Annotated in this window: 10 protein-coding genes and 1 riboswitch; all 10 genes read right to left on the minus strand. The window is 50.6% G+C overall.

Annotated elements, in window-relative coordinates:
- Positions 1–6: 6 nt before the first annotated feature.
- Positions 7–6,483 carry a polymorphic toxin-type HINT domain-containing protein gene (locus tag KZ483_RS00070; RefSeq protein ID WP_220350805.1) on the minus strand — a complete coding sequence of 2,159 codons (6,477 nt, stop codon included), beginning with the start codon at positions 6,481–6,483 and terminating at the stop codon, positions 7–9.
- Complete coding sequence (locus KZ483_RS00075) at positions 6,464–8,479, minus strand: S-layer homology domain-containing protein (protein ID WP_220350806.1); 2,016 nt, start codon at positions 8,477–8,479, stop codon at positions 6,464–6,466. Before KZ483_RS00075 ends, KZ483_RS00070 begins: the two co-directional genes overlap by 20 nt.
- A gap of 37 nt (positions 8,480–8,516) precedes the next feature.
- A riboswitch (cyclic di-GMP riboswitch) is annotated at positions 8,517–8,611 on the minus strand.
- 227 nt (positions 8,612–8,838) lie between these two features.
- Complete coding sequence (locus KZ483_RS00080) at positions 8,839–10,959, minus strand: RICIN domain-containing protein (RefSeq protein WP_258881478.1); 2,121 nt, start codon at positions 10,957–10,959, stop codon at positions 8,839–8,841.
- Positions 10,960–11,350: 391 nt separating this feature from the next.
- Entirely contained in the window at positions 11,351–12,463 is a 1,113-nt protein-coding gene (gene glgD / locus KZ483_RS00085; protein WP_220350807.1) for a glucose-1-phosphate adenylyltransferase subunit GlgD, read from the minus strand.
- Between the two features lie 12 nt (positions 12,464–12,475).
- On the minus strand, positions 12,476–13,624 hold the full coding sequence (locus KZ483_RS00090; RefSeq protein ID WP_220350808.1) for a glucose-1-phosphate adenylyltransferase: 1,149 nt from the start codon (positions 13,622–13,624) through the stop codon (positions 12,476–12,478).
- A 413-nt stretch (positions 13,625–14,037) separates the two neighbouring features.
- Positions 14,038–18,996 carry an S-layer homology domain-containing protein gene (locus tag KZ483_RS00095; protein ID WP_220350809.1) on the minus strand — a complete coding sequence of 1,653 codons (4,959 nt, stop codon included), beginning with the start codon at positions 18,994–18,996 and terminating at the stop codon, positions 14,038–14,040.
- Positions 18,997–19,382: 386 nt separating this feature from the next.
- On the minus strand, positions 19,383–19,811 hold the full coding sequence (locus KZ483_RS00100; RefSeq protein ID WP_220350810.1) for a MarR family winged helix-turn-helix transcriptional regulator: 429 nt from the start codon (positions 19,809–19,811) through the stop codon (positions 19,383–19,385).
- Positions 19,812–19,871: 60 nt separating this feature from the next.
- A complete protein-coding gene (locus KZ483_RS00105) occupies positions 19,872–20,102 on the minus strand; it encodes a Rossmann-fold NAD(P)-binding domain-containing protein (RefSeq protein WP_220350811.1) in 231 nt (76 codons plus the stop codon).
- A 51-nt stretch (positions 20,103–20,153) separates the two neighbouring features.
- Complete coding sequence (locus KZ483_RS00110) at positions 20,154–20,390, minus strand: SDR family NAD(P)-dependent oxidoreductase (RefSeq protein WP_220350812.1); 237 nt, start codon at positions 20,388–20,390, stop codon at positions 20,154–20,156.
- A 196-nt stretch (positions 20,391–20,586) separates the two neighbouring features.
- The gene (locus KZ483_RS00115; protein WP_220350813.1) at positions 20,587–24,366 is read right to left on the minus strand and encodes a LamG-like jellyroll fold domain-containing protein; all 3,780 of its coding nucleotides are present in this window, start codon (positions 24,364–24,366) and stop codon (positions 20,587–20,589) included.
- Positions 24,367–24,574 lie beyond the last annotated feature (208 nt).

Raw genomic sequence — 24,574 nt, forward strand, 5'->3', positions numbered from 1 at the left:
CTCGCTTTACAATCCACTTTTTGAAGCCGCAAGATCCTTTGCCGCTTGGAACGCATCCGCATCACGACCATCGTCAATATAAAATGTTCTTATCTCACGGCTATTAATATGTCCAATAAGTACACGGCCTGTTGAAGGATCGTACTTTACTAAAAAGCTACCGACTACTTCTTCTTTAAATGCAGAATTTGTTTCTGCAGCGAAACCTTTTGCTCGTTTTAAATACTCATTTTGAGTTATATTGCCAAACTCATGTCTATGCTTTTCGTAATGTGTTTTTAATTTTCCGTTACTAAACCCTTTCCAGTTAATTTCAGCACACGAAATATTATGAACCCATATTCCCAAACTGCTAACATAGTACGTATGGAAATCAGCAACAGTAAAATTGTATACCTTAACCAACTCATCATGTATTATTTTGTTGATTTTGTCGATTTTCAACGTATTCCCGTTACTTTGTTGTAGCTTATCCCCCACCTGTAAATCTGCCGCGAGTACCCAACCTTTTCCTTCAACCCAAAACGGATGATTTTCGGTTGTTTCGATGATTTGATCGCCTACCGTAAGTTCATAGGTGATCTCCTTATCATTTCGATACAGATGCGTGACTTCCTTGTAATCCTGTTCGCCTGTTACTTCATTTTTTGAGAGAACCTTATCCCCTACCTCGATTTCCTCAATAGGTTTCTCCCCTTCATCTGTAAGAACTTTCGTCCCGGCAACAAAGCAATTACATGGGATTTTAGCAGAATTCCAATATTTTTGATTTGTTTCTGTAAACTCAACGGCTCTTTCAATTTGCTTGCCTTCATTGGTTGCTAATTTTACAACTAGTTTACCACCTTTGATTAACTTACCAACTGGTACAAATCCTGCTGTGGCAAGAACCTTATCAAAAGTAGACGCCTTTGGGTCAAGAATAGTCTTGATGTCATCAACAATAAGAAAGTCAGCAATATCTTGAACTGAATATGTTGGTGCATCAATGTCAATATTAGGGTCGAAATTTGTTGGACCAATAGGACCTGGGTCAGGAGTATAAAAGCAAGAGACACAATGTCCTGTCGGATCTGTATAAATTAGTGGATTATTCCAAACATACGCATACCCATGCTGACTCTGCGGATTCCACAGCGTGCCTTTATACGTATCCTCACTAATAAACCGCCCTAACTCTGGCTGGTAATAGCGTGCACGGGCATAGGTTTGGCTGCTGCTATAATCATAACCCAATCCCGTATAGCCGAACAGGTTATCCGGTCCCGGCCAGTTCAGGTCGAACTTCTTGCCGTCCAGCGGCACACCGAATTCGTCATAATGATAGCGTGAAGATACACGGCCGTCCTTCTCTACCAGACCGATCGTGCTCCCAAGCACATCCTGCATGTACCATAACGTCTTGGGCTGCGCGCCCGGTTCGGCGCCGCCGTCGCCCGGATTCGGTTCCCAGCCGTTGTTCGGATCATTCGCCGGCAGATAGGTCATGCTGAGCCGTTCGCCGCCCGCTCCATATACATACGATTGTTTCCATTTGCTGCTGTCGGCCTCCGTCACTTGCAAAGGCTCAGGCAGAGCCATGCTCACATCGTTGGTGAAATACAGCTCCCAATGCTCTTTCTTGTACTGCTTCTCCCAACCATCCCGCGGACCTCCGGGATGCATGTCCGGATACTCCTCGTCGAACTGGCCGCATTTCTTGGCAAGCCCGGGCGGTATGAAGCCAGGCGGTACGACATGGCAATTCGCTGATCCATTACCATTTCCATTCCCATTTCCATTCCCGTTCCCGTTGCCGTTGCCATTACCATTACCATTACCATTGCCTTTACCGCCATGGGCGTAGTCGATCGTCATTTTCATCCGGTTGCCGTCGCCGTCATAGGCATAGCGGGTAATGTCACCGCCCTCATTGGTCTGCTGGATCAATCGGTTTGCACCGTTCCAGACATACTGTTCGGTGACTTTCGGCTCCGACCATACCCCTGCTTCTACTGCTGCTCCAACCGGATTACTGTCGTCTTCCTCTGCCCCTGTCCCGGCACCGTCATAAACGCTGCTCGTAACGGTTGGATCATAGACGCTGGACTGTACCGAGAGCTCCGGAAGCTGCAAGCGACTCTGCATCACCTGCAGCAGATTGCCGCGAGGGTCGTACAGGTAATTGTTGATCTCGCTTCCGCTTGTTAACTTCTGCAGCCGGTCGGCCGCATCGTACGTATAAGTCTCGGTATCGGTCAGGTCGCCCCAGCTGTTCGACTTCTCCGTACGGTTCCCTACTGCGTCGTATTGGTAGCGAGTGCTTGCCGGCAGATCCGCGGACATGGCATTCTGCGACTGCACTTGTACAAGCTGGTTTAATGCATCGTAGGCATAATCCGTGACGAGCCGCTCCTGACTGTCGCTCGCGTCCTGATCGTCTTCATCATTGCCGTCCGACAGCCGCTCGCTTCGGATCCGGTTGCCTGCCGGATCGTAGGCATAGGTGAGCTGCTCCAGCACCTTGTCAAACTGGTTGCGGTGCGACATCTCAAGCAGTTGGCCGGCATCGTCGTACCGGTAGGTGCTTTTACCCAGCGTCGGCAAGCTTTTGGAGACGAGCGACCCCCGTGCGTCATACGCATAAGTGGTCGTTCTCCCTTCGGCATCCGTTACCGCCGTCATCCGGTCCAGCAGATCGTATTGATAATTCACTGATGTCGCGTCCGGATATTCGATACGGCTGCGCTGACCTGTGGGCGTCCATTCATAGCGTATCGTCCGCGCATACGGATCCTTCACCTCAATGAGCCGGTTCAGCGCATCGTAGGTATACGAGGTATTACCGAGCTCGTCGGTCATCTGCGTTCTCCGGCCGGAGGCATCATATTGGTAACCGACCTGTTTGCCATCCGGATACTGAATTCCCGTCAACCGGCTGAGCAGATCATAATTGTAGCTGGTCGCTTTGCCATCCGGCTGCGTAACGCCGACCATATTGCCGATGCTGTCGTACGCCAGCTCCGTTACTCGCTGATCCGGTGCGATTTCCCGAATTAACTCACTCCGCCGGTTATATTGATAGGCGGTTACGCGGCCCAAAGCATCCGTCTTGGAGGCGATATTGCCGATTGCGTCATACCCGTATGCAGTCGTGCTCCCAAGCGCATTGGTCACCTGCAACAGACGGCCGAGCGGGTCATAGCCGTATTTCGTCGTCTGTCCCTTGGCATCCTTCAGTTCAGCGATCTTACTGCGGGCATCATATGCCATTTCGGTGGCACGGCCGAGCGGATCGATCATCTTAGTGACCCGGCCCAGCGGGTCGTATTGATAGGCCGTGACCTTCCCCGCTTCATCAATAGCCCCGACAACCTGGCCAAGCGCATCCCGGTTCATCTTCGATACTTGTCCAAGTGGATCGGTAACCTTCACAAGCAGACCGCGCGGGTCATAATCCAGCTGCCACTTAGCGCCGTTTGGCGAGGTGGTCTGAATCATACGTCCCGCTTCGTCATACGCATAACTCGTCGACTGCCCCAAAGCGTCGGTCTGTGCGGCCAATCGTCCCAAACTATCGTAGGTGTATACGACAGTATGTCCGAGCGGATCGGTTTCCTGCGTCAAACGGCCCGCTGCATCGTAGCTGAACGCCGATACGCCGCCTTCCGCATCGGTTACCTTCACCGGAAGATTGCGCCCCTCGTATTCAATATGAGTGACACCGCCATTCGGTTGAATGGAACGAATCAGATTACCGTTGCCGTCGTACTCATAACGGCTGACATTCCCCTCGGGATCGGTTGCAGACGCAATCCGGTTACTGTCGTCGTAGGTATAGACCGTCTCGGCTCCTTTCGCATCGGTCCGTTTCGTGAGATTGCCTACCGCGTCATATGAATAGCGGGTGGTTCCGCCCATTGCGTCGGTTTCCGCCTTCACTCTGGCGAAGCTGTCATACTCGTATACAGTCCGTGACCCGGCAGTGTCGGTATAACCGGTTAGATTGCTGTCCTTATCGTATTCATACCGCTCCGCATGCCCCAGGGGATCAATGCGGGCTGTGACCCGGTCCCTTGGGTCATATTCCAGCTTCGTTCGCTGCCCAAGCGCATCGATAAACTCGGTTACGCGGTGCAGCGGGTCGCGGACCATCTCCTGACGGTTGCCGAGCGGATCCGTAATGATCTGGGCGAACCCATACTGATCATTCTTGATCGCAGTCGTCTCGCCTTTCGGATTAACAATCGATTCAGGTATCCCCCGCTTGTCTACGGATATGGTGGACACCCGGCCGCTAGCATCCGTAATCGCGGTAAGGTTGCCTTTATTATCATAGGCAAGCTGCGATTTGTGCCCAAGCGGATCAATGATTTCTTCCGGAAGATTGAAGCCGTTGTAGCGGATTTCCGTCTGATATCCTTCCGGGTCCTTGGCGCGGATCAAATTGCCGCTGCCGTCATACATGTAGTCCCAAACACCGCCGCGCCGATCGGTCATTTGTATCGTATTGTCGTTCACGTCGTATAGGAACCGTTCGGATGTCCCATCCGGATACGTTATCGACGTTTTACGGTACCGCTCGTCGTATTGGTAAACGGTTTTGCGGCCGAGCGCATCGGTCGTTACCGTCTGCTTCTCTTCAGAGGAATACGCGATGTCGCCCCATGCGCCGGAGAAGTCCCGCTGGCGTACCACCCTGTCCTGTTCGTCATACTCGTTGAGGAGCTTCATCGTTTCGTTCGGATTGCTGATTGCGGTTATTCGATGCTTCTTATCGTACTCATATGAAATCTTGGCCCCATCGGGCAAAATCATTGCGGTCAAATCATGGTTGATGCCGTCGTATTCATAAGCCGCATAACGGCCCGTCTGATCGGTCACACGAACGACTTTGCCGCCGTTCCCATAGGTGAACGTCAGCTTCGCCCCATCCGTGGAAATATCCGTCAGAAGGCTCCCCTTATAGGTCAGCTGTACAGTGTTTCCGTTCGCGTCGGCTATCCGATACAGCTTCCCGTCTTTACGGTAGGTGTACGTCCACCTCTGCGGCGTCTGCTGTGTATAGGTACCGTCGGAATTCCGAACGAGCGTATCATAAAGCCCGTCCTGTCCCTTGTACTGCCCGCCGCCGGTCGGATCGAACCTGTGGCTTGCGCCTTCGGGCGATACGGCATATATAACGCCATTCTCCCAGAATTCCAATCCCCGTTCATAAGTATGATGCCAGCCAACGCCAAAATCCCCATCATACCGGTCTCGACTGTGGTATGTAAGCGTTACGTCCAGTGGAATAACTGCCTGTACGCCAATATTGGTCTGCCGGAACACAAAGTCGCCCGTCGCAAGATTAATCGGATCGAATGCTTCTGCAATCGGGTGACCGTTGCGGTTCGCATATTCTTGCTGGATCCGGCCTTCATCCGTCTGACCGATCTCGCCCGCCTGCTGCGGATTCATGATCAGCAGATTCACGTCCTGATCTATGGGACCGTAACAAACCTGGCCATTGCAATCTTCTACCGGGAAGCCGTTGAATCCGGCCACCTCGCCTATTTTCTGCACAATGGCGTCTTTCTCGATAACGTTATAATAATAGCTGGCAACTACGGCCCAGTTGATACCCCATGCAGGCGCCTTATAGCGCAGCACACGCAGGGTCTCCGAGCCAGGCGATCGTTTCTTATCAAAATCCCTGGCTGCAAAAGCTTGAATCTCTGCTATTTCATAAGCGGGCAGCTGAACCTTGACTTCCCATTCACCGACATATGCCTCCGGTCGGTTATCCGACCGCTCGGGAAAATCCGTAAAGTAAGAGGCATCCACAGGTATGGCCTTTGCCCAGGAAGATGTCCTTGGCTTCACCGTTACACCGGCAGCCAGCGTTTCGACCGTTCCGTCATCAAAGGTCGTATTATCTCCCACCCGCCGGATTCGTTTCATCTTCAGCTCGACCTTGGTGCCGATCTCCGCAATACCGCGAATTATATGCGTGTCACTTGACCGGTCGGGCAAAATCTGAATGCCTTTTTTTGGCTGCGGAGGGTTCGGATTAACAATCTGAACGTCGCCTGAATTGCCGCGATCCGGGAACCGTGTCGGCGTCACGTTTATCTCGTAGCTGCCTTCTTCGGCCGGCTTTCCGTTCACCTTGCCGTTCCAAGTGTAAGAGTTGCTCATAAGAGTCGGATATGTTCCCGTGTTAAGCGCTGCTATGGTTGATCCGCTGCGTTCCAGCGTGATCACAGTATCATGCGACTTCTGTGTCTCGTCATTCGGATCAGGGTTGTCGAATTTGAAGTTAACCTGAGTCTGTCCCCCGTAAACCGAGCTGAACGTACCGGTCTCAATCTGCAGCGACGTGTCGGCATGAGCCTTAGGCAGAGTATTCGGCAGAAGGGGAAGTCCCGAGACCATGACGATGAACGCTAACAAGCTTTTGCCTAATTGACTTAAACCCCATCCCCGTTTAAGCGGACGTTCACTATTTGCTTCCTTGCGCATTGAATACTTCCCCTTTCATGGCCAGCCATCTGTAAATAACTGCGGCCGCCTCCGCCCGTGTCGACGTAGCGCCTGGGCTCAACCGGTCGCCATTCCCCTTGATCATGCCGTTCTTAATCGCTGCTTCAACCGATTCCTTGGCCCAGGCTTTGACATTGCCCGCGTCAGTATAACCTGCCAGCGCATCGCTTTGCCCTTCCTTCCCCAAGCCTGCGGCATTAACGAGCATCACCATCATCTCTTCGCGGGTAATGACCGCATTAGGTTTAAACAGGCTGCCTTCATAACCCTTGACCCAGCCTTCTGCAGCAGCCCGCTCGACCGCCTGGGAAGCCCAATGACCGGCCGGCACATCCTTGAACCTGTTACCGAACGCAGGCTGCGCTTTGAGCCGGGCTGCTTCTACCAGCATCTTGGCGAATTGAGCGCGCGTAACAGATTGGCCGGGAACGAATTTCCCCGTGCCCATTCCGTTCACAATCCATTTGGACGCAAGCACTTCCACTTCGGATTTGGCCCAGTGGGTGTTCATATCCGTGAAAGACGGCTCGTAAATAAAGAGGCCGTACAGACCAGGCACTTGTACTTGTGCCCGGATGGTCCGCCATAATGAATCCACTGTTCCCCCGGTATAAATCCAGCGGCCTGCCGCCTCGTCATAGCGGTAAATACCCGCCCGGTTGGCCAGGTCCGCCTTTTCGAAGGCATGCTCCATCTCGAAGGTCAATGTCGCCGGTTTCTTGAGCTCCGCTTCCGACGTCCATTTCCATGCGATGCCTGCCCAGGACATGCCTGGAATCAGCTTATCCGCAGATACTTCATCGCTCTTCTTAAGCCCAATGCGGACGTCCGAATCGAAAGTCCCTTGTCCGAACTCCAGACGAACAGCCTGTCCCTTAGCTACAATACCGCCATCCTTGCCGATCACTGTGCCTTCCGGCTGCTGTACCGTGCTTATAGGGCTGGAAGGAACCGCTTCCGTCCGGAGAATCTCGCGGGTAATCAAGCTTCCATTGCTCACCAGCGTGAGCTCGTCTCCGTTGAAACCGACAAACTGCGTAGGCTTTACCAAGCCCAGGCTGTAGGTGTCCTTGCTCTTCAAATCCGCGCCTCGCATAATGACCGAATCACCGGATGCTTCCAACCAGACAGCCGTGCCGCTGGCGATGCTCATCTGTGAGTATTCGGTCTTGCTCTGCGGGGCAGGCTGAGTCAGATCAACCGGATGGGGGCTGCTGCCGCCGAGGTCTATGTAAGTGTATTTCCCATAGTAGTCCAGGTCCCGCTGCTTCCAAAGGACTTGTTCTCCGTTGTATACGAACCGCTCCACATATTGCGTATGGGGCAAATCCAGAATTTTTTTAACCATGCCCGAGGCAATCGTGTATTCGTACAAATCGCCGTCCGCTGCCCCTTTATAGACGATGTGTCCGCTCCTAACGACCGGGTCGCGGCCTTTGCCCAAATGCGACAATGTACCGGTTCCCATATCGTACAAATAAATTTCGTAGGACGGATTTGTCTGCCAGACAATATAATTGCCGTCTATAGATGGAATCCGGTTCTGGCCCACATTGTCGTTTAGCTTCTTCTCGGTTTTCGTGCTGATATTGTAGCTGTAGATATCCCAATTGAAATTGCTTGGCCCGTCGCTGTAATTCCGTTTGTCCGCCCATACAACGACGGCTTCGCCGGCTGCATTCACTCCCACCGCGGGGGAATCGGTCGGTTTTCCGTGAGTCGTGACTGCCATCTTTAGGCCGGTTCGCGTATTGCCGTAATAAACCTGCCCAATCAGTTTCTTATCGTTGCCTCGCCATACCGCATGTTCTCCCGACAGGTTTATGCTGCTGCCTGCAATGGCAAACGACGTTGATGCATCTTGGTAGGTGTAGGCGGTCTCGGCGGACACCCGCTCTCCCGCCGGTAGTACGAATCCTCCAACCAGCCCAAGAATTAGCAAACCCTTTACCATCTTATTCGATACGTTCTTCATCTGATCTCCCCCTTATTAACAACAAAAACCAAGACACTTGAGCAGCCCGGCTGTCAGGTCATGAATTGCTTCATGACGGAAGACCCGTGGTTTTGCGTCCCCGACTTTCGTTCGGGTTTGCCTTTGTTCAAGCACTTGGTTTGGTGCTTTCATCATGGTTCTATTAAACTACTAACATCCAAAATTATACATAGAAGTGCAGGATGTTACAATCATTTCAATAAAATATGATTCTTTTTACCTAATCATAAACATCTTCACACAAGAAGTCAGAACGCATATTAAGTTACGCATAAAGCAGAACGTAAAAAAACACCTGTTAAGGTGTTTTTTTGCAGCCCTTCTATAAAAGGATTACGCTATTTCCGAACAAGCTTCCATTTCTGACCGGCAGAACCGTTATTCGTCCATATTTGCACGTTGGCGCCGTTTGCCGTTCCGCTTCCGCTGACCTCGAGCACTTTGTTGCTATTGGCGTCGACTAATTTAAACGTGCCGTCATTATTGCTAACAATCCTCCACTTCTGGTTCGCTCCACCGCCGGATGTCCATATCTGCACATTCGTTCCGTCGGCAGTGCCAAAACTGGTCACGTCGAGCGATTTGCCGCTTTGGACGCCAAGCACCCTGTATGTTCCGTCTCCGTTGCTTGTAATGGTCCATCGTTGATTGGTAGCGCCGGTGCTCTGCCAGATTTGCACGTTCGTCCCGTCCGCGGTACCGCCGGAGGCAACATCCAACACTTTACCGCTGTTTGGATTCTGCAGCTCGTATGTCGCTCCCGAGGAGATCCCTCCGCGAATGAACTTCCACTTCTGGGCAGCACCGCCGTTGTCCGACCAGATCTGCACGTTCGTTCCGTTTGCCGTTCCGATATCGGTCACATCAAGCGCTTTGCCGCTGTTGGAGTCGATTAATTTATACGTACCATCCGCATTGCCTATAATTCTCCATTTCTGATTCGCGCCGCCTAAGTATGACCATATTTGCACGTTCGTTCCATTCGCAGTGCCAAGACCACTGACATCAAGCGCTTTGCCGCTTTGGACGCCAATCAAACGGTATGTGCCGTCACCGTTGTCAATAATGGTGAAGCGCTGATTATCGCCGCCGGTATCCTGCCAGATCTGCACATTCGTCCCGTTGGCTGTCCCGCCGGAAGCAACGTCCAATACCTTACCGCTGTTCGGATTCATCAGCGTATAGGTCTCGCCTGATATAACCGGGCTTTGCGTGTATAACAACGTCGTAAACGGCTGATGATCAGTCGAAATGCCCTCCGGTCGAACCGAGGCTACGAGTGATTTGGTATAGTAGACCGGATCCGAGGGTGTGACATCAGCCAACCCTTTCACGCTGTGGTAATGGTTCCACACCATCTCGTATATCGGACGCCATTGCCCCCTGCCCGCTTCGGAGACTACAGGCTCGTTTCTCCAGTCAAAGGTATAGATAGGCGTAAACGGCACCGTACCGCCGTTAACATATTTGGCCGTATATTCAAATCCTTTAAGAATGAGCTGATTCGAATATTCGTATAAATCTTCGAAACTTGCATCACCGTTGTGTTGAATGTACGACATTTGCGCCATGTTCGCCAGTGCCCCGATCCCAAGCTGGGTATGAGGCTGATCGCGGCCACTTTCCTCGGACTGCGCCAGGTTCGGGTCGCTTGTAGGAAAGAGATAGTAAGTCGCCCGCCCGTTAAAATTCCCGTTCTTGAAATGATCGACAGCTTCATTGTATAGGGCGATATCATCGCACAAGATGCCGATCGCCATGATCGTTTGCATGGCAACAAGGTCCTGGTTACCGCGATAATAGTAAGGGTATGTCGATCCGTTTTTATTGTAGTGGTTTGCGAGATAGTCGCGCAGACCCGGATAAAAATAGTTTCGAAGCATATCTTTTGCCGCAGTGAATTTACCGGCGTTCACCCATGCGGTGTCCCCCCGCAAAATATCAGCCGCAGCTGCCAGCCTTATACCTGTGATCCCTGCCAGTAATTGAACTTCATCGCCGCCTACCGCAGTGTTCACCTTACTTGACCAAGCATCCAAAATTTGCTGTGCTTTCAATTTTGCATTATTGGCCTCCGTTGAATCGCTTGAAACCTTCCAGATAATAGCCTGAACAAGCGCCGCCTCCGAATCGTTAAACAGTTCAGTGTTCCCGTTATCCGGATGGCCTCCCCACCTGTACGGATCTGCTACAGGGTTCGGAGTATACGAAGGCGAAGCAAATGACGTATTCTTGCCGGCGTTCCATGAATCGATCCAAGGGCTGACCCCTGCCGCAACCTTCTGCTTGGCGCGGTCAAAATCGGCTTGTGAATACAATATCCCCCCATGCGTGAAAGTAGCAGCGCTTACATGTTTCGGGTTAGATATTACTCCGGTTAAAATGGTCGATAAGAACAACACAGCTGTCAGCGAAAACACCAAAACATTCCTGAAATCCTTTATGTTAAACAGGTTCATGTGATGCCTCCTTGTTAATAAATTGTGTTACTGTTAAATACGAGGGCAGGTTAAATAGCTCCTCATCTTGACATAAAACATCTCCTTTGAAATGAATTTAAGTTATCGTGTACCTGATAGTACTGCGATTATCCATCATTTGATAACGGCTTCAGTTCTCCTTTCCGCTCGTTCTATGGAAACGCTTTCGTTTTATTCGTCTAAAAACGCTTCCATGCCTTACCTACTTTAAATAAAGGACCTCATTTTGGAAACTTTAAAAATTGATCATCCAATTAAAATTTGATAAAACTACGCAAAAAAGAGCTCCGGAGAGCCCTCTCTGATTCTATTATGACAAAGTCTTACTGCCTTCGCGATCCGTATACTATTCCGATATACAACCGCAGCATTAAATACGGCTCTTCTTGGTGAATACCGTAGGCGACGTTTCCTCACCTGCCAGCATGTTTCCGCGAGTGACATATACCTCTTTATCGAGGATGACGTGGTCCAGAGTGGAGTCCTCTTCGATCACGCATTTCTGCATCAGAATGCTGTTTCTGACAACGGCGCCTTTGCCGATTCGAACCCCCCGGAACAAGATGCTGTTCTCGACCGTTCCCTCAATTATACAGCCGTTAGCCACCTGCGAATTGGATACGTTCGCGCTCCGGGCATATCTGGCCGGCGGTTCGTCCTTGATCTTCGTATAAATCAAACCGGGCTCGTAGAAGAGAGACTTCCATACTTCGGGATTTAGCAGTTCTTTACTGTACTTGTAATAATTTTGGACGGAATTGATGATGGCGAGATAGCCTTTGTATTCGTAGGCGTGTACCTTTAATGTGTTCAGATTCCGGATAATGACATGCCGCACCAGATCGTAGTAATTTTGATTGACGCTTTTCTTAACCAAATCAATCAGCAGGTCTTTCTTGATGACGATCATGCGCATATATACTTTACTGCTTTGATTGGTTAGCCGGTTCTCGGTCATGCGTACAACCCGTCCGTCTTCAGCGATATCAAGCGTAATGAGGTTTGAGAAATCCCCGCTGTCATCCTCCATTTCCTTGTAAATAACGGTGATATCCGCCTTGGTCCTCTGGTGGTTCTCCACCGCTTCGGTATAGTTGATATTGCAGATCATGTGACTGCTGGAAACGACTACGTACTCTTCATTGCTGCGGTCGAAGTATTCGAGGGAGCCGTAAAAGTTTTGCAAATCGCCGTTAAAACCCGGAGCATGGCTGTTATTGGGCGGTAGAATGAACAACCCCCGGTGCTTTCTATCCAGGTCCCACTCTTTTCCTGAACCAAGGTGGTCGATGATGGAACGATAACTATTATGAGCGAGCACCGCCACATTATTGATCCCGGAATTCACCATGTTGGACAGCACAAAATCAATCAGACGGTATCGGCCCCCGAAGGGTACCGTCGCAGTGGCCCGTGAATATGTCAGTTCGTGAAGGAGCGGCTGATTGATGCTGAGGTTGATAACACCTAACACATTATTCATCGCGAATCACTCCTATACCAATTGAGAAGAAATGACCATATTATCGCCGACCAAGGTGATTTCCGCCGATTCGTCCGGGCTTCCGACATGCGCCCCGTCCTGGATAACGGTTCCTGACCCGATTATAGCCTTATGGATCGTTACGTTCTCCCCGATTTGGGCGTAAGGCATGATGACCGAGTCTTTGATGAGACTGCCTTGGCCGACGTGAACGCCGTAAAACAATACGGAGTGATCAACTTCCCCGAATACCATGCATCCTTCGTTCACCAGGGAGCCGATAACTTTACCGGTAGACGCAATATGGTGCGGGGGCTTGTTCGGGTTCTTTGCGTAAATCCGCCATTTGTGGTCATGAAGCGTAAACGGCGGATCGTCGAGCAGCAGATCCATATGCGCTTCCCACAGACTTTCGACAGTTCCGACATCCTTCCAGTACCCGTTGAAACGGTAGGCAAAGATCGAATTGCCGCTATCGAGCATTGATGGAATGATGTCTTTGCCGAAGTCATTGTCCGATTCGGGGTTTTCTGCATCGGCGATTAAGTTTCTTCTCAGCACATCCCACGTAAATATGTAAATTCCCATGGAAGCAAGGTTGTTTTTCGGCTGCTTCGGTTTTTCCTCAAACTCGGTAATTCGGTCGTCCGAATCCACATCCATGATGCCGAACCGGCTTGCTTCCTGAATCGGCACTTCGATAACCGCGATAGTGGCATCGGCCTTAGATTCCTTGTGCTGCTCAAGCATGAGGGCGTAATTCATCTTGTATACATGGTCACCGGAAATCACCAGCACATAATCGGGATCGTATTGCTCGAGATAATGAATATTCTGGTATATCGCGTGTGCGGTTCCTTTGTACCAGCTGCCGCCTCTTTGTTCCATAAAAGGGGGAAGTACGGTCACCCCGCCGTTTTTCCGGTCCAAATCCCATGAGCTGCCGATTCCGATGTAGGAGTTTAGTACCATCGGCTGATATTGGGTCAGCACACCTACCGTGTGAATACCCGAATTACTGCAGTTGCTCAGGGTAAAATCAATAATCCGGTACTTGCCGCCGAAGGGTACTGCAGGTTTTGCCAGCTTTGTTGTCAAATGGCTTAATCTTTTGCCTTCACCGCCTGCGAGCAGCATGGCTACACATTCTTGTTTCTGCATCCGGCTCTCTCCCGTCTCTTATCAATTTCCGGCAAATTTTGAGCAGATCAAAGGTGAGAATGCCTTTCCCGAAGAAAATAAACCCGCTTACAAAACAAATTTAAGAGAATCGCCATTTAATAGATAGAATATTCTGAAAACAAACTATATATGCCTTCCACCTTCTTTCCAGCCTAGAAATTGATTACTTTTATCAATTTTATGTAAGCGTATACATAATAGTAAAATAATGATACCTTTTCGGAATGGGGAAGTCAAGGAAGGGGCGTTCGGCTTTCCCCGGCATCACATACTCAAGTTTGATTTCAATAATCTCACCCTTCCACACCTTTCAGATAAAAAAATACCCGGCCGCGCATTTAACTGCTGCGGCCGGGTATAATCAATCCTTACTCAACAAACCTTACGCCCCGTTACTCGACGTTATCATTAATGTTCTTCACCCATGTCTCGCTGCCGTCCGCATTACGGATCGACTCATGCGAGACAGTGGCTTCCTGCACATCTCCGAATGCCCAGTGAGTTTCCGGAATATCCGGGAACTGCACTTCCATGCCTTTGAGAGGTCCGCGGTGCAGCATCCGGTTAATCAGCGTTACAGCCTCGGACCTGGATATGCTGTTGCCCGGCTTGAACGTTCCGTCAGGATAGCCCAAGACGTATTTGCTGCGGTACAACTGCTCAATAGCGGAAGCTGCCCAGTGTCCCTTTACATCGGAAAAATGCTGCTCGTCGGATTGACCGACATTAAGCTTGAGGAAGCGTGTCATTACTGCTGCCAGCTCGCCTCTGGTGACAGGCGCATCGGGACGGTACGTACCGTCTTCGAACCCGCCGAAGTAACCGTTCTTCACTGCAATCTTGATATATTTCGCGGCCCAGAAATCGGCCGGCACATCGATGAAGCTCAGTGATTCGGCTGGTTCGCCGTTCTCCGCGAGACGGGCGACAACCGCAGCCAGTTCGGCACGCGTAAGTGAACGAGTCGGCTTGAACAGACCGTCAGGAAATCCGAGAATATAGCGCTGGTGCTGCAGATTGGCATAACGATTCGAGAACACCTGAATCTTGATTGCCGACTGTGCCTTCACCGGCTCGGCCGAATTACCGTTTACGGAGAATTCGCCCGATGCGTCGAAGGACGCTTCCTGCGCATTCAGCTGCGGCCACTTGACAACGACGGCGAAGCTTCCTTTTTGCCCTGCGGCCAGATCTTTAACCGCCCATGTAATCTTGTTTCCGCTAACTTGGCCTCCGTCTGCATCTACAACTTCCACGCCCTCCGGCAGTGTTATTGTAACGTTTCCGGATACCATGGAAGTAAGGGATTTATTGGAGTAATCAACCGTAATGGTCGATTGTCCGCCCTCTTCCACGAGATTTTTGTCCACGGATAAATTGAGCGATACCTCCGGCTTGGCCGGCGGGAAATAAGCGCCTCCCGAGAACGGGTTCAATTTAAGGTCATGTCTCACGATATCCCGTTCTACCGAAATCGTCGGGCTCGTGTACGTCTGGTACCCGTCCTTCGTAACGACCAGATAATAATCCGTCTCCGGGAAAACCATGTACGCGTAGAAACCATGCACGTCGCTGTACTGCTCCGGACTCGCGTTATTGTTCGGTTCGAAGCCGACAAGCGCAGGAAGAGTAACTTTCCCGTGCGGTGTTCTGCCATTGTCCTTATTGCGCTGTGTATCCGCATAGTGCAGAACGACCTTCGCACCTTCGATAGTCGCGCCTGTAACGGCGTCCGTGATCGTCCCGTACGGATCGACCAGTTCCTCGGTAATGTTCATTTCACCGTTGGCTTTAACGCCGACAGTCCCGCGGCTTATGGTAATTTCTACGCCGGGCTCTAATTCATAGCGGACTTCCAGCGTATAATCGCCTACGGATAATCCGTCCGCATTGAACAGACCTTGAGCTTGCAGCTCGAATGCTTTCGGAACGCCGCCCTCGGAAACATAATTTCCGCCGGCATCCTTCAGGTACACTTTGGTTTTGCCAATCAATTCATTGCTGATCAGACTTGATTTGCCGTCCGGATTCTTGAAGAGGACGATACCGGTTACGGTCTTCTCGGAATCGAAGCTCTCGTCATTGCTGCCGGTTACCTCACCGACCTTGGCTTTCTGATTGAAGGTTACAGGCGTTTCTACTCCGCCTACAAGAACCTGCTGTGTAATTTGCAGATTGTATTCCGCGTCCCCCTTCGGAACCGGAATCGAATACGCACCGTTGGCGTCGGTAACAACCGTCCGGTCAAAGTCCACGCCTGCTTCGATCTTCCCGTCTCCATTGAGATCGAGCGTTACGCGTACCGTCGTACCGGCAACCGGCTGGTTCGAGTCTCCCTTGGTAATGACCCCGTTAATGCTCGCCGGTTGGAAGTATATCTTAATCTCATCTTGCCCGAACAACCCTTTGGAAGGATCATATACTTTGGCCGTAACCGGAATCTGCTGCTCGTTGATACCTGTAATTTTCTCCGATTTATACGTTACGACCGCTTTCCCCTGTTCATTTGTGACAGCTTTATTAGAGCCTACGAACGACCCTTTAGGAGCGCTGAATTCCACTTCAACCCCGGAGATTGGATTGCCGTCCGAATCCACAAGCAAAGCCGTCAGCTCGGTGGTCGAATTGCCGTCTCCCACGATTCTCTCCGGATTGGCGCTCAGCTCCAGCCCCATTCCGACTAATTCAAACTTATTGTCGGACAGCTTGGACGCCGGTTCTGCCGGAAGCAAGGAATTATCGGATTTCCTGGCCTCGAAGGTTACCGTATATTGTCCTGCAGCCGTTGCTGACGGAAGAATGAAATTGGCATTCTCCCATTTCTTGAATCCATCGGTTTGGTAAGTGTCTGCATTCATCAAAGTAAGCTTAACGGGCTTTCCATCAACCGTCGCAGTGACTTCATCAGCCAGAAGCGAGCTTACTGCCGATAATGGAAGCGGCTGTCCTGGAATAGCTTTGACAATTGCAGGATCCCCAAGCTCCTTGTCCCCTACCCATCCGTCGAGTGACCGGTGAACCGTTATAATGACTTCGGCAGGTGTGCTTTGCTGTTGATAGACGCTGTCCGTCACAGTAAAGGAGAATTTATCCGTTCCCCACTTAAAGTCAGGGTCCGGCGTATAGATCCATTCTCCGGACTGCTGCTGCTGCAGCGTTCCGCTCGTTGGCTGTGCGGTAATGTTATATGCCAATTCCGAGTTTTCCGCATCTTCGCCAACCAGCGTAACCGGAATCGATAACGTTCCTTCCTCCACATCCACAACCTGCGGTTTTGCAATCGGGATACCATCATAAGTGATAGTTATATTAGCGGGCAGCTCCGAGTATTGCTTACCGTCGTACCCTTCCCACTGCAGAACGACCGGCTCACTTACCGGCAGTCCCGGTGCGGGATAAAAAACCAGGCTTTCGAGATCAGCGAAATTAATCTCATTATTTTCTTCATCTACATATGTCGTCCCGGTGACAGTCTTATATTGAAGTGTCCCCTTGTCGGCGGCCGGAACGGCAATACGCACTTTAGTCAATGTGTCGCCGTCATCATCCACATAGACCAAATCGTTCTTCGATATGGTAACAGGCTGCCCTTCAAGTCCCGTTTCCGCTGTGTTGATTACGATCGGTGGTGTATTGATGCTGATCGTAACAGTTGCGGGTTCTTGCCCATATTGCGTGCCATCCGATCCGTTCCATTGGAACGTTACAGGCCCGGTTTGTTCCGGGGATGAAGGGATGTACTTGAGAGATTGCAGTTCGACTGCAGAAATCTCTTCGCCATCTGCGGCGACCTTCAGATCGCCATTCCCGCCTTCTTGATAGACCAATGTGCCGGTAACCGGCACTTGGACGATTTGCACCGTTGCCAGAGGGTCAGTAGCATCGGAATAAGCATTTTCAATAAGATCGCCTACAGGTACTTCTGCAGTGCCCTTATTGACGGGAATCGCTATATCGCCGGCGCTGGGGGCCAGATTAGGCGTGATGGTTACATCAGCATTGAACTGGGCATATTTGCCTTTAGCGGCATCATAGCCGTTCCATTGGAATGTGACCGCTTCATCGAAGCCGCCGTCCGGATTTGGTACGAATTGCAGATCGTCTAACTCATCGAAGGGGATTTCCTGTCCTGCATAGACAATTCCCGTTACGCTTTGGAGAACGCCGAATTCCGGATCCGGAATTGAGACGATTTTAACCTTGTTCAAGGTTAAAGGAGCGCTGTTAATTTTAGTGAATTTATCCTGAAATTCCTGACCGGTAAATACAGTCGGGGCATACTGCTGCGCATTTGGTTTCACGATATCCGAAACCTTCGGATCAAAGGTGGACAGCGTGTAAATATGCTGGGCTTCACCAGGGTTAAAGCTGCTGCCGTCTCTGTTGTCGAACAAAATAATATTTACTTTGTATTCTTTTGTCGGATCAATAGTAGCGTTCGTAAGCTGAATAGGAGCTGCCGGGGATTCCAATTCACCTTGCACGGCTCCCGGAAAAAATTGCTGCGAAGTTACCAGGTTCTGCTCGACAATGTCACCGCCGCCGTTCTCCACTTCCTGGATCACATTGATTTCCATTGCAAAATTGCCGTTAGTCTTCGGCAGAAATTCAGGGTCGATAATGAGCTTACCGCTCTGAACCTCGACACCCGCTGTTGTAATTTCGCCAGTAGTCCGGGCACCGCCGTCAATTACAAGCTGGCCCCAATCGACATTGACGACCCAATCGCTGAAAGTAGTGGTAGCCTCAAAATAATGATGTGTGGAAATACCGACAAAGTTATCTCCTAATTGAATCCTGCTAAGAGCCGCACTATCTAATTTAATGGCTGTCGTATTCCATAAATTGTTGTTACCGGAAAGAGCTCCGATGTAGGTGCTCTGCGTAAATTCTCTTTTATAAGTATTATCTTGGCCTGCCAGGGTGCTGTTAGGACTTTGAGCCCAATCGGTATAAGGGGCTCCTAACACGATATCCGTAGGGGTCGATGAAAAATAAACACGGTCCCATTCCCCCGTGCCGCTATTTCCATCATACTCGTCCACATCCTGCGCACGAATTAGTAAATAAGCACTTTCTGCAGGTATCTGTTGAACGTTTTCGATTTTGAATTCAATAGGATATAAGGGATCGCCGTTTCCTATTTTAGCGGCAAAGTCAAGGTCCTGATCTACAGCATTCTCGTTACCTCCCGAATCCAGTCCGCCCCAATTATCGGTATCGGTAAAAAAAGTAGCTCCGCCGCCAGTTCCTCCCCCTGCCGCAAACGCGGTAGGCGTCACTGCTCCTACCAGCAGAAACAGCGACATTAAAAGTGAGACTAAACGTTTCCCTACGACTCTCTGTTTCAAAATTTGATTTCTCCTCTCGACTATTCTGTTTGGCCGCTGCATGCTTAACCCCAAAGTGAAGCAGCCTTGTATCACCTCTGGGCCCTATTTACTATGTTAAACAGCAAATCTGTACAATTTCTAAAAAACCCCCTTAAAAAACCCTTTTTCGACATTATTTTTCTATTAAAGTTGCGAATTTTTGACAAAACCCAATAAAAGGCCGGGAAATCGACAATAGATGCATCCTTCGAACCAAGCTGCAGTCCACCTCTACTAAATCTTATGCATGACGATTCTTGTATCATCTATTAACGCCAAATAACAGAAAAAGAGAGCACCTGTCACGGCGCTCTCTTATCTCTTATCATAGCTTATACTATTATTTGAACCTTATGTTAACCGACTTAAACTTTATCGTCTAACTTCTTGCTTAAGTCATACAGCATGCGCGTCATACTTCTTCCTTCTTCCTTACCCAAAATCTCGGAGTAACGACGGAACAGGTTTTTCCATGCTTCCCTGATGACTTCCATGCGTTCGATGCCTAAAGGTGTAAGCTCAACATGAGACCTTTTCCCTTCGCTTCGGGCTGTCACCAGGCCCTTATAAACCAACTTCTCAATGAAACGGGTAATCGTAGAAGGAGTGACATGCAGCGCTTCCCCTAATTCCTTCTGGGTGATGCCAGGCTGTTCCTGCACGGCCATCATCAAAAAAGCAAATGTGGGTGATAAGCCTGTCGGTTTGAACTCCTCGTCCGCCATTTTGCCGATAGCCCGATTCAGCAGATTCGATGCAAAGAACATGCAGTTCTGAAAGTAGCTTTCTAACATCTGCGCCTCTCCTTCCTGTATGATTGTACCAACAACCTTACACCTTCACCAAAATCATTGTCAACTTCCGGAGCCGATAAGCCGCATCGAAATATCCCACAGCTTTCTTGCGTCATCGGCATTGTCGGCATTAGCTGTAGTTTTGGCAAGCTTGCAGCCCGCGAAAAACTTCCCGCTCACGCCTCTCACTTCCGCCGACGACGCCAAATAGACCGGTGTTCTTGCCCCTTCTGCCGGATTTGCAGATATAAGACCGAATATGGTTCTTAGAATCCAGTGCATATTATTCATAAGGTTGGTCCTGATAATACCCGGAGCCGTTAACAGTAATCGGCTTGTCTTCTAACCGGCGTGCGAGCTCTTTCGTAAACAATATGAAAGCTTATTGAAGCGCTGCTTGAATGTCTCCGCGGCTTGACGAACCGATTTCTGTGAAGCGAGGTCTGCGACAATAAGCTCCACGCGTTCGTTTCCGCTTTTGTCTTTGATTTCCTTGACCGCGGCTTCCCCATTCTCCCGGCGTCTGCATAAAATGACTACGGTTGCTCCCTTGTTCGCAAGCTCCAAGGCGGTTGCCAAAACCTGAATTGCCCCCTGTAATCAAACAAATCCGATTGTCCACAGCAAACACTCCCCTTCAGGTCATACAAAATGATTGTCTTATAGTTGTTTGCACATGCAACTATAGTCGAATGGTCCGACTTTGTCAATGACTGATATTTGGTTGATTGATATTTCAGGCTGCCGAGCGGGAACTCCCGGCAGCCTGTTTAAATCACTTGGCCAGTTCGGCCACTTGCGCGCCGCTTAGCGCCATATTGTAAACCCTTAGCTCATCCATCAAACCGTTATAAGGAATGTCCCAATAGTTGACCCCGAGGCCGAACACGCCGCTGGAGTTTGTAAACACATTCGGGAAACCCGTACCGGTAAACTTAAGAACTCCATTGATGTAGATTTTCACATTGCCGTTATCGACCGTGAATGCAGCATGCGCCCACTCTCCTGCCTTCATCTTCATGCCTGTGCCCGCATCATACCACGCTGTACCCGACCAAAGCATCGTATCGTTATTGACGAATCCATGGCCCTTCGGGAGAAAACTAATCCAACTGTCCGTCGTTCTGGCGCCGAAGAACGTCGTCGTAAATTCCGTCAGCGCAGTAGGGTTAAGCCACATCGACACCGTATATACATTGCCGGAAATGAGTCCGTCCGGAAGGCGAACGCCGGAAAGACCGTTAAAGACCGCCGCTTTCCCGGATTTACCCGCCGCATACGTGATGATACCGCCCGTATTGTTAATTCTATTCCCTGTTACGGTTCCGGCGGTTCTCTGACCGGTAGAGTCTGCCAGATTACTCTCAAACGCATAATGTGCGACAAGACCGCCCGTAACAACAACTGTGTAGCTCGCCGAGGCATTGCTGCCGTCTTTGGCCAAAGCCTTGATCGTCGTCGTTCCGATCGATACGCCCGTCACCTGGCCTGTCACCGGATCGACTGCGGCGATTGCCGGATTTGCCGATGACCACTCAAGCGCTTTATTGCCTGCGTTGAGCGGCAGCACCGCCACCTGCGGCGTGAATTTCGTCCCGACCGCGATCTGCTTCTCTGCGAACCCGACCGCGATCTGCTCTACAAGCACACCCGGATCCGGATCAACATTATACAACCGGCTTACTTTGTCAGCGGACAGCGCGATTTCATAGACCCGAAGATCATCCATCGATCCGTTGAAAGGCGCATCCCAGAAGTTCACCCCAAGTCCGAATACTCCGTCGGCATTCGTAAATACGTTCGGAAAATTCGAGCCTGTAAATTTCTGAACACCGTTTACATATACCTTCAGATTGCCTTTATCGACCGTAAATACGACGTGCGCCCAGGCATTTGTCTGCATCTTCGTATTGGTAATGCCGTCATACCATGCCGTGCCAGACCAGAGCATCAGGTTCGAGTCCCACGACTGCGGTACTAGACTGACCCAACTATCCGTCGAAGCCGCTCCAAAGAAGGTTGTGGCGAAGCTTGTAAGAGTCTTCGGATTGAGCCACATCGAGACGGAATATACATCACCCTTGATTAATCCGTCAGGAAGTCTCACGCCCGATGCCCCGTCGAACACCGCAGCATGGCCTAAAGCCCCTGTACTGTAGGTGATGCTTCCGCCCGTATTGTCAATTTTGCTGCCTGTAACGGTTCCTTCGTTTTGCTGCCCCGTTGCTTCGGACAAGCTGTCGTCAAACCTGTAGTGTGCGGTTAGACCGTCCGCCAGCGGATCGCTTGGTACCGCTTTTACGATTACGGTAAAGACCTTGGAAGCTGTTTCGCTGCCCATCGTAATCGTTGCCGTCAGTTCGACCGCCTTATCCCCCTCGGACTCGGAGGGACGGGTGACTGCTCCGGTTTCGGTTACGACCGCGGGGTTAGAGGAAGCCCAGGTAACAACTGCATTACGTGCGCCTTGTGTCGGCAGCGCGATATTGCCGTACACTCTGCTCGTATCACCCAGCGTCAGTGAATTATACGTGTTTGCTACAGCCTGCTTGTCGGATAACGGAGCCAATTGGCTGCCCATCACGGCAACGCCCTTGCTCGAAATCGCGCTGAAGGTTATGACGACATCGCTCGTCGTGGGATCCCACAGGCGGGCAAACACGCCATCATAAACTTCGCCGTTCACGTTCAACCTGGCAAAGTGTTCTCCGCGCAGCTCCCAAGTGCCGGACACCGATCCGCCTATCGTATGATCGGGGTTCAATTCTACAAACACGGACCGTGTAATATCTTTCGTGATGGATTTCCCATGGTTGATGTAATGGTACCCGCCGACCACATCCTGCTCGGTGACCGGGGCGATCGTTTCCCCTGCATATCGGTGAGGAGCGAGCACCGGCCAGCCATTCTCATTCATGAACAGCTGGTGTACTCTGATCTCGTGAGCTTCTCCCCGGAACGGGAACCGGCTGTGGAAAATGTTGAACCATTTTCCGCTGCTCTTGTCGTAATAGGTTGAATTATGGCCTGCGGAAACATATCCGTAGGTCGGATAATTCTGAGCCGCATCCAGATTGCTGAACAGGAAATTGCCCATTTGTTTCACGCCGTACGGTTCGATGGCTTTGTCGTCAAAGGCCTGCGCGCCGGGCGACGCTGTGGCATTGATCATATTATTGCCCTCGGCGTCATAATAAGGTCCAGCCGGGTTATCCGCCCGAGCGATCCTCATATTGTAACCGCCCACAGAATCCAGGCCGCCGAAGGTGACATACAGGAAGTAATCGTCCGTTGCCGGAACGTACTGAATATAAGGCGCTTCAATGCGTGTATGGTACCCGCCGGTCAATTTACGGCCATATCCGTTGTTCTCCATATTTAACAGGCTGTTTTGCAGCGGGAGACCGGTATTCGGATCCATCTCCAGAATAAAGATGCCGCCGGAATAGGAGCCATATACCATCCACAGCTTGCCTTCTTTATCGAAGAATACGTCCGGATCGACAGCGTTCGGATGGATAACGGCATTGTAGTTGGTTATTCCGTCCCGAGCCTTACCCTTGCCGGAGGTGACGAAAATACCCTTGTTCACATACGGTCCTTCGATATTGTCCGCTACCGCCACCCCCATAGCCGACAGCGGTGACGTTCCTTGGCAGGAATTGTAATACATATAGAATTTGCCGTCCGGCAATTGAATGACATCCGCCGCCCATAAGCCCTGCACCGTACTCCATTCAAAGGCTTCCTTGAGCTCTTCCAGGACATTGTCGAACAATGGATTATCAGCGTTGACGCCTTCGGCAAAACGGGTCCAGTTGATCAAATCCTTGGACTTCGCGGCGGCAAGGTGTGATCCGAAAACATAATAAGTATCCCCAACGAGAATCACGGACGGGTCATGGACAGACGCGTTCTGGAATTCCGGAGGCACCGTAAAGCCCCAGCTGACCGTAACCGTGGCAGAAGCCGTCTTGTCCGGATTGGAAACGGATGCGGCGGTGATCACAGCCGTGCCCTGCTTATGCGCAGTAACGACTCCGTTCGCATCTACCGCAGCGATCTCCGGGTGAGTAGAGGTCCATACCAGATTTTTATGAGTCGCATTGTCCGGGAGGACGGTCGCACTTAACGTTTCTTTGTATCCGGCGACCAAGTTTATTTCAGACTTATCCAGTGTCACCTGTCCAACCGGCACCGTATAAACGGTGACCGTCGCGGAGTCCGACGCCTTCGGATTGGATGCAGATGTTGCTGTAATAACGGCTGTCCCATTTGCAGCCGCGGTAACAACTCCGCTGCCGTCAACCGCGGCAACCGCCGGATCGCTGGAGGACCACTGCACGCTTTTGTCGGTAGCGACAGGAGGAGTAATATTTGCGGTTAATGTATCGGATTGCCCAACCGCAAGCGCAAGATCAGTCTTATCAAGCCTCACCAAAGCTGCCGGCACATTCTTTTCCTTCTCTGTAACCGCCTCGGCAGATGCCGCAGCAGGCAGAACCAAAGTTAATGTAAGGATTACGCAGTTAAAAATTGAACATAATTTTCTCAAGCCCGTGAACCTCCCTAAATGCACGATTTAGCTTCAACATTCCACAAATTGTAAGCGCATTCATAGAATAACGGCGTGACTCCGGTTATTATGAAAAGCTGCATCTTCCCCGCCATTTGCTTGGTACCTATAGAAATACATGTCCCCCCTCCACAAAAAAATGCCTCGCACTGTTAAGCGCTTTCAATAATAATATTATTACGTAATT

It is taken from the genome of Paenibacillus sp. sptzw28 (assembly GCF_019550795.1).
Taxonomy (GTDB): domain Bacteria; phylum Bacillota; class Bacilli; order Paenibacillales; family Paenibacillaceae; genus Paenibacillus_Z.